We start from the raw sequence: 8,631 nt of genomic DNA on the forward strand, positions 1-8,631 counted from the left end.
CGTAAACCAACCTTCGGCGATCAAGGCGGCTCGCGCCCGTTTCCGAGTCCCGCATGACCCGCCCGCCGTCCCAGATGCACGTCGCCGTCCTGATGGGCGGGCTGTCGTCGGAGCGCGAGGTGTCGCTGTCGTCCGGCGAAGGCTGCGCCAAGGCGCTGGAGACCGCCGGTTACCGCGTCACCCGCGTCGACGCCGGTCGTGACCTGGCCCAGGTGCTGACCCGGCTGAAGCCCGATGTCGCCTTCAACGCCCTGCATGGCGAATGGGGCGAGGACGGCTGTGTTCAGGGCGTGCTGGAGACCCTGGCCATCCCTTACACCCATTCCGGCGTTCTTTCGTCGGCCCTGGCGATGGACAAGGACAAGTCCAAGGCGGTGCTGCGCGCGGCGGGCGTGATCGTTCCCGGCGGCGGCCTGTTCGACCGTCACGCCGTCGCGGCGGGCCACGTCATCGCGCCGCCCTATGTCGTCAAGCCCAACGCCGAGGGGTCTTCGGTCGGCGTCTATCTGGTGCGCGAGGGCGAGGCGCCCGTCGCCGCCGTCGGCGAACCCGGCTGGACCTATGGCGACCAGGTGATGGTCGAACCGTTCATCGCCGGAAAGGAGCTGGCCGTCACCGTTCTTGGGGAAAAGTCGGGTCCGCGCGCCCTGACCATCACCGACATCACCCCGACCAAGGGCTTCTACGACTACGAGGCCAAATACGCGCCGGGCGGCTCGCGCCATGTGCTGCCGGCCGAATTGCCGCCCGCCGTGTTTGAAAAGGCCTTGCGCCAGGCCGAGCTGGCCCATGCCGCCATGGGCTGTCGCGGCGTGTCGCGCAGCGATTTTCGTTATGACGATGTTAAGGACGATCTCGTCTTGCTGGAGGTGAACACCCAGCCCGGCATGACGCCCACCTCGCTCGTTCCCGAGCAGGCCGCCTACGTCGGGATGGATTATCCGAATCTGGTGCGGTGGATGGTGGAGGACGCCTCATGCCCGCGGTAGTCCGTGGCGGCAGACGTCAGAGCGCGCAGGCGCCGCGACGCGGCGCGCCCGCTTCCGCGCGCGGCAAGGGACCCCGCAACGCCCCCGCCACCCCGGCCAAGGTCGCCGCCATCGGCCGCCTGGACCTGTCGCCGCGCGCGGTGATGATCAGCATGGCCGCCGGTTGTCTGGTCCTGGTCGCGGTTCTGGCCACCGGCGCGCGAGCCGAGCGTATCGGCGCGGCCGTCTCTGACGGCGTGGACGGGGTCACCACCGGCCTGGGGCTGAAACTGCGCCGAGTCCACATCACCGGCGCCTCGGCCGAGGCCCAACCGGCGATCCAGCAGGCCCTACAGCTCGAAGCGGGCGCGCCGATCACCGGTCTCGACCTGGATCTGCTGCGTCAGCGGGTCCAGTCGGTCGGCTGGGTCAAGGAGGCGCGCGTGGTGCGCCTGCTGCCCGACACCCTGATCGTCGAGGTCAAGGAGCATGACCGCCTGGCCGTCTGGCAGAACGCGGGCCGCGCCTTCGTCATCGACGGTTCGGGCAAGGTCATCCCCGACGCCCAGGCCGCCCGCTATCCGCGCCTGCCGCTGGTGGTGGGCAGGGGGGCCGACCAGGCCGCCGCCGAGGTTCTGCCTCTGCTGGCCCAGCGCCCGCGCCTGATGAGCCGCATCGACGCCGTCGTCCGCGTGGATGAGCGCCGCTGGGACCTGCGCCTGAAGGACGGCTCCTTGATCCAGCTTCCGGCCGTCGATCAGGATGAAGCCCTGATCCGGCTCGACGCCCTGGATCAGCGCGAGCGATTGCTGGACCTGGGTTTCGCCCGGGTCGATCTGAGAACGCCCGAGGAGATCGCCGTCCGGCCCTCCGAGAGCGGCGAAGCATAGTTCGGGGGAGTAGCGGCGGGCATGGCCGGACGGGTGCGTGACAATCAGGGAGAGGCGCTGGGCGCCGCGCGGGCGCCGGTGGTGGCGGCCCTCGACCTCGGCCATTCCAAGGTCTCCTGCTTCATCATGCGCCCCGACGGGGTGCGCCACGCCGACCGCACCATCCGCGTGGCGGGCGCTAGTCATGTCCAGTCCAAGGGGATCAAGGGCGGCGGGGTCATCAACCTGGAAGAGGCCGCGGGCGCCATCGGCCACGCCGTGGAACGGGCCGAGCGCGCCGCCGGGGCGCCGGTGTCGGGCGTGGTGGTCACGACCGCCGTCGGCCAGATGGCCAGCCATCGCCTGCGCGCGCAGGTGTCCCTGGGCGCCAAGCCCGTCGATGACGCCGACCTGGCCCGCGCCATCGGCATGGCCTTGGCCCAGTTGAAACTGCCCAATCGCCGGCCGATCCACGTCCTGCCCGTCTCATGGTCGGTGGACGGCGCGCGCGGCGTGCACGATCCGCGTTCCATGCGCGGCGGGTCGCTGGGCTTGGACCTGTTGGTCGTCTCCATGGCCGAGAGCGCTTTTTCGACCCTCAGTCACTGTCTGGAGCTGGCCCATCTGGACCTTCAGGGCGTCGTGGCGGCGCCGGTCGTCACGTCCCTGGCGGCGCTGGAAGACGATGAGATGGACCTGGGCTGCGTCTGTATCGACATGGGCGGCGGCGTCACCTCGGCGGCGGTCTGGGGCGGGCGCTCGCTGCTGCACGTCGAAAGCCTGGGCGTCGGCGGCGATCACGTCACGGCCGACATCGCCCGAGGCCTGTCCACCAGCCGCGCCGGGGCCGAGCGTTTGAAGACCCTGCACGGCTCGGCCATGGCCAGCGCCAACGAAGACCGCGAGATGCTGGAGGCTCCGCCGCGCGGCGAGGACCCCTCGGCCGGTCCCGTCGTGGTGCCCCGCTCCATGCTCAAGACCGTCATCGCCCCTCGCGTCGAGGAGACGCTGGAGCTGATGCGCGATCGCCTGCGCGACAAGGGCGCCCTGGTCGATCCGGGCGCCAGCGTGGTCCTGACCGGCGGCGCCAGCCAGTTGAACGGCGTGCGCGAACTGGCCGTGCGCGTGTTCGACCGTCCCGTACGCCTGGGTAAGCCGCAGCGCGCGCCGCACCTGGCCGACGCGGCGTCCGGCCCGGCCTTCTGCGCCTCGGCCGGGGTCTTGCTGCGCGCCGCCTACGGCCCGCGCGAAGCCGTGTCGGCGCGCAAGCTGATGACGCGCCCAATTGGGGCGGCCGACGCCCCGCGCGTCCATCGTGGCCACATTCTGGCGCGCGCCGCCGGCTGGCTTCGCGACAACCTCTAAATCTCTCGGATTTTTCTACATTTTTGAAAGGGCGCGCTTCGGCGCGCTCTTCGCGCTTGCAGCGAAACTGTGTCCGTATTGTTACAACGCGGTGCTTACGTTGCCGTAATTGCGGCAATTATGTTGCGACTTGCGTGCTCGTACGGCTAGCGTCAGGCCCAAGTGCAGCATGCGACTCGTATGCTGCGCATTCGCATCACTCGAAGCTTGGGGCCTATCTAATGCAACTGAAGCGCAACTATCTCTTCGGCACGACCGTGCTGGCCGGCCTGATGGCCGTCGCCGTCGTGCCCGCCCACGCCCAGGACCCCGCCGGGGGCGCCTCTCAGGTCGAAGAAGTCGTGGTCACCGGCTCGCGCATCCGCCGCGACGCCACCACCGCCCCGACGCCGCTGATCCAGATCACCCGCGAAGAGATGGACCAGTCGGGCGAGGCCAACGTCGTCGACTATCTGGCCGACATCCCGGCCCTGACCTTCTCGCAGGTGCCGGAAGACACCACCGGCTCGAACCTGAACGACGGCGGCCTGTCGCTGCTGAACCTGCGCGGCCTGGGCGCGGCGCGCACCCTGGTGCTGGTCAACGGCCGTCGTCACGTCGGTTCGGCCCCCGCCTCGCTGGCGGTCGATGTCGACACCATCCCGCGTCTGCTGATCGAGAACGTCGAAGTCATCACCGGCGGCGCCGCCTCGGTCTACGGCGCCGACGCCGTGGCCGGCGTGGTCAACTTCATCCTGAAGGACGACTATGAGGGCCTGGAGATCGATGGCGCCTATTCGCAGATCAACCAGGACGGCCAGGCTTCCAGCCGCATCGGCTTCCTGTGGGGCGAAAACCTGTTCGACGACACTCTGAACGTCTATCTGACCGCCGAGTACAAGGAGAACGATCAGGTCGTCGACGCCGACATGGACTGGCTGCGTGAAGGCTGGACCCTGATCGGTTGGGACGTCGACCCGACCACGGCCCCGACCGACGGCGTGCCGGACGCCATCCTGATCAACAACGCCCGCACCTTCATCCGCGGCACCGGCTTCGGCGGCATCACCATCCTGGCCACGGGCGTCCAGCCCTCGCCGGCGGCCGACCCGGACGTGGCTCCCGTGACCTGCTCGCTGGCGTCCTACGGCGCGGGCTGCTTCTACATCGCCCCGTCGAACAACCCGAACAACGCCTTCCTGTACGACGCCAACGGCAACTCCATGCCGCTGGTGTTCGGTTCGATCCGTCAGGGCACCGGCAACCGCATCACCTCCAACGGCGGCAACGGCCAGGCGCTGAACACCGAACAGGGCGGCACCAGCCGTCTGCCGCAGTCGGAAGAGTGGCGCGTCCAGTCGGGCTTCACCTGGGATCTGTCGGACAACGTCACCGCCTTCGGTGAAGGCAAATACGCCGAGGAAGAGACCTACGACGCCGGTCAGCGCACCTTCTACGACTTCAACATCGCCGCCTATAACCCGGCCAGCCCGCCGGTCGTGACCACCGGCGGCCAACTGCAGATCGGCCTGGACAACGCCTATCTGCCGGCCAACGTGCGTCTGGCGATCCAGAACAACATGCGCCAGATCTTCAACTCGGCCGGCGTGGTCACCTCGACCGTCGCCGACCCGCGCGCCCAGCACAAACTGTACCCCACCGTCCGTTCGCAACTGAACCAGCGTGACCTGCAGCGTTACGTCATCGGTCTGCGCGGCGACGCGGGCGACGTCGGCTTCATCAAGAACCTGAACTGGGAAGTCGGCTACACCTACGGCGAGATGAACAACCGCAACTGGGAGCGGGCCGACGGCTACAACGAGCTGCAGATGGCCGCCGACGCGGTGGTCGACACCGCCGGCATCGTCAACGGCCGTCCGGGCGAGGTGGTCTGCCGCACGCAACTGCGTCGCGCCCAGGGCTATCCGATCCCGACCTCGGGTTCGGTGGCGCTCGGCTACAGCGGCATCACCAACGACATGATCAACCGGTGTACGCCGGTGCGCATCTTCGGCGAGGGCGGCTTCTCGGACGCCGCGCGTGAGTTCATCGGCGCTGAGATCTACGTCACCGACCACAACCGTCAGCAGGACTTCCTGGGCTTCATGTCCGGCGAGCTGTGGGACTTCTGGGGCGCCGGCCCGATCGGCTTCGCCATGGGCGTCGAAAGCCGCAAGGAAACCACCTCGGGCACCGGCCGCAGCGCTCCCTCGGGCGGCCGCATGCTGTTCCTGAACGAAGGCCCGGACTTCCCGGCCGTGTCCTACGAGACGCGCGAAGCCTTCATCGAACTGCGCGTGCCGCTGTTCCAGGATAGCTGGCTGGGCCGTTCGGCCGAAATCTCGGGCGCCTATCGCACCGCCGACTACACCACCGTCGGCATCCAGGACACCTATTCGATCCAGGGTTCCTGGCGTCCGATCGACGACCTGCTGTTCCGCGTCACGCAGAACACGGCCATCCGCGTGCCGAACCTGGGCGAACTGTACTCGCCCTACGGTCAGACCTTCGCCAACGGTTTCGCGGACCCCTGCCTGGTCTCGAACATCAACGCCCTGACCGACACGGCCATCCAGGCCAACCGCCGGGCCAACTGCCAGGCCCTGTCGAACGCGGCCGGTCACAGCTTCACCTTCGTGAACCCGACCGACCCGAACGCCTTCCAGCCGACCTACGGCACGGGCGGCATTCCGGGCCTGAGCGGCGGCAACCCCTTCCTGCAGCCGGAAACCTCGGACTCCTTCACCGCCTCGGTGGTGTGGACGCCGTCGTACTTCCCCAACTTCTCGCTGGTGCTGGACTACTACAAGATCGAGATCGACGACGCGATCGACACCACCACCGGGCTTCAGAACGCGGTCCAGTGCGTGAACGGCAATACGATCAACCAGGCGGCGTGCGACACCATCACGCGCGATCCGACCACCTGGATGATCTCGACCTTCATCGAAGGTTCGCTGAACTACGCCAAGCTGACCGCGGAAGGCGTCGACTTCTCAGCCAAATACCGCTTCGACATCGTCGATGTGATCGGCCAGGACTGGGGCCGCATCAACTGGAACCTGCGCGGCTCCTACACGATCGAGCAGAACGACTACACCAACATCGCGCTGCCGGACTTCCCGACGATCTTCGCCGACACGGTCGGCACGCCGCGGGTCCGCTTCCTGTCGACCGTGGCCTGGCAGCCCACCGACCGCCTGACCCTGTCGTGGGATTGGGACTGGCAGGGCAGCCAGGAGATCGGCGACGCCGACGCCCTGGTGGCCAACCCGGACATCCGCGAGTTCGCCAAATACCTGGAGACCGGCGCCTTCAACCAGCACGACTTCACGATGGCCTATCAGGTCACCGACGACCTGCGGGTCCGTGCCGGTGTGGTCAACGCCTTCGACGAAGAGCCGGCGCACTGGCTGGGCCGCAACTCCAACGACAACTTCGACCTGTTCGGCCGTCGTTACTTCGTCAACTTCAACTACAAGGTCTGGTAAGCCGGACCTCGGCATTCGCCGAACACTGCGAGGGGCGGTCCGAAAGGGCCGCCCCTTCTTCTTTGCCGTTTCGAGATCGAAAATTTGCGGCGATGGTTAACGAAATCGCTCGCCAGAGGGCCGACTCAAGCTATCCGATAACCTTCTCTTAACGCTCCCGGGCGTTTCCTTAAGACGCTCATAACTACTGGCGAATCGGCGGGATTTCGCGGGTGTCGAGAGGGCAGGGTCGGAAGGTCGGAACGAATATGTCTCTTTCTCTGGTGCGTCCTGAAGCCACGGAATTGAAGCCTCGCATCGTCGTCTTCGGGGTCGGCGGCGCGGGCGGCAACGCCGTCAACAACATGATCGACGCGGGTCTCGAAGGGGTCGAGTTCGTCGTCGCCAACACCGACGCCCAGCACCTCAGCTTCGCCAAGACGGATCGCCGCATCCAATTGGGTGCCACGATCACGCAAGGCCTGGGCGCGGGCGCCCACCCCGAGGTCGGCATGAACGCCGCCGAGGAATCGGCCGACGAGATTCACGCGCACCTGGAAGGCGCGCACATGATCTTCATCACCGCCGGCATGGGCGGCGGCACCGGCACCGGCGCCGCGCCGATCATCGCCAAATGCGCGCGTGATCGGGGCATCCTGACCGTCGGCGTCGTGACCAAGCCCTTCACCTTCGAGGGGCGTCACCGCATGCGCCTGGCGGATTCGGGCATCGCCGAGCTGCAACGCTATGTCGACACCCTGATCGTCATTCCGAACCAGAACCTGTTCCGCGTCGCCAATGAGCGCACGACCTTCGCCGACGCCTTCGGCATGGCCGACCAGGTGCTGCACTCGGGCGTGCGTTCGATCACCGACCTGATGATCCTGCCGGGCCTGATCAACCTCGACTTCGCCGACGTCCGCGCGGTGATGAGCGAGATGGGCAAGGCAATGATGGGCACGGGCGAGGCCACGGGCGACGACCGCGCCCTGCTGGCGGCCCAGAACGCCATCGCCAACCCGTTGCTGGACGAGACCTCCCTGAAGGGCGCCAAGGCCGTGCTGGTCAACATCACCGGCGGCATGGACATGACCCTGCTGGAGGTCGACGAGGCCGCCAACGCCATCTCGGCGGAAGTGGACGCCGACGCCAACATCATCTTCGGCGCCGCCTTCGACCCGGCCCTGGACGGCAAGATCCGCGTCTCGGTCGTCGCCACCGGCATGGACGAGGCCTCGATGGGCAAGCAGGAGCCGGTCGCCGCGACCCGCACCCTCGACGCCCGCCGCCCGGCCCCTCTGTACGCCTCGGCTCCGGTCCCGGCCGAACCCGTTCGCGCCGAGCCGGTGCGTGCGGCCGCCCCGCGTGTGGAAACCCCGATCGTTCAGCCGACCTTCGCCCCGGCGCCGCTGCCGGAGGTTCGTTCCGAGCCGGTGATCCACGCCGCCGAAACGCCGCGCACCCTTGAGCCGATCGTCGATCCGTGGGTCGAGGAGTATGAAGCCGTTCCGGCCGCCCGCGCCGCCGCTCCGGCCGAGACGTCGCCGACCGTCCAGGGCGACCTCTATATGGATCGCGCCGCGGCCAGCGCGCGCGAGCCGGTCGCCGCCCCGCCGGTCGATGACTATGCCGACGACGGTGATCATCACCGCAAGTCGGGCTGGAGCCTGTTCGGCCGCGGCAAGCGGACCGCGCCGCCCGCGCCGACCTATGCGCCGCGTCAGGTTCCTCGCGCCTCTGCCGCCGCGACGCAGCCGGTGATCCAGGACCCCGAACTGGGCCAGGCCGACGATGATCTGGAGATCCCGTCCTTCCTGCGCCGATTGGCCAACTAGGGCTTAGGGCTTAGGAATTAGGGCTTAGAAGGGCGGTCCAGATGGGCCGCCCTTTTCGTTTATTGTCCGCTATCCGCCCCAGCGCATCATCCTAAGCCCTAAGCCCTAAGCCCTAAGCCCTAAGCCCTAAGCCCTAAGCCCTAAG

Annotated in this window: 5 protein-coding genes; all 5 read left to right on the top strand. The window is 67.8% G+C overall.

Features of this window, described 5'->3' with window-relative positions; genetic code table 11:
* Positions 1-53 precede the first annotated feature (53 nt).
* The 5 genes from V7D63_RS12715 (at position 54) to ftsZ (ending at position 8,486) form a co-directional block, all read left to right on the top strand.
* Entirely contained in the window at positions 54-989 is a 936-nt protein-coding gene (locus V7D63_RS12715) for a D-alanine--D-alanine ligase (RefSeq protein ID WP_333592649.1), read from the top strand.
* The gene (locus tag V7D63_RS12720) at positions 977-1,858 is read left to right on the top strand and encodes a cell division protein FtsQ/DivIB (protein WP_333592650.1); all 882 of its coding nucleotides are present in this window, start codon (positions 977-979) and stop codon (positions 1,856-1,858) included. The genes V7D63_RS12715 and V7D63_RS12720 overlap by 13 nt, the downstream gene beginning before the upstream one ends.
* A gap of 21 nt (positions 1,859-1,879) precedes the next feature.
* Complete coding sequence (gene ftsA, locus V7D63_RS12725; RefSeq protein WP_333592651.1) at positions 1,880-3,202, top strand: cell division protein FtsA; 1,323 nt, start codon at positions 1,880-1,882, stop codon at positions 3,200-3,202.
* A gap of 221 nt (positions 3,203-3,423) precedes the next feature.
* Entirely contained in the window at positions 3,424-6,672 is a 3,249-nt protein-coding gene (locus V7D63_RS12730; RefSeq protein WP_333592652.1) for a TonB-dependent receptor domain-containing protein, read from the top strand.
* Positions 6,673-6,920: 248 nt separating this feature from the next.
* Positions 6,921-8,486 (top strand): cell division protein FtsZ, encoded by a 1,566-nt coding sequence (gene ftsZ / locus V7D63_RS12735; protein WP_333592653.1) that lies wholly within the window; start codon positions 6,921-6,923, stop codon positions 8,484-8,486.
* Positions 8,487-8,631: the final 145 nt, after the last annotated feature.

It is taken from the genome of Brevundimonas sp. (genome assembly GCF_036732845.1).
Lineage (GTDB): Bacteria > Pseudomonadota > Alphaproteobacteria > Caulobacterales > Caulobacteraceae > Brevundimonas.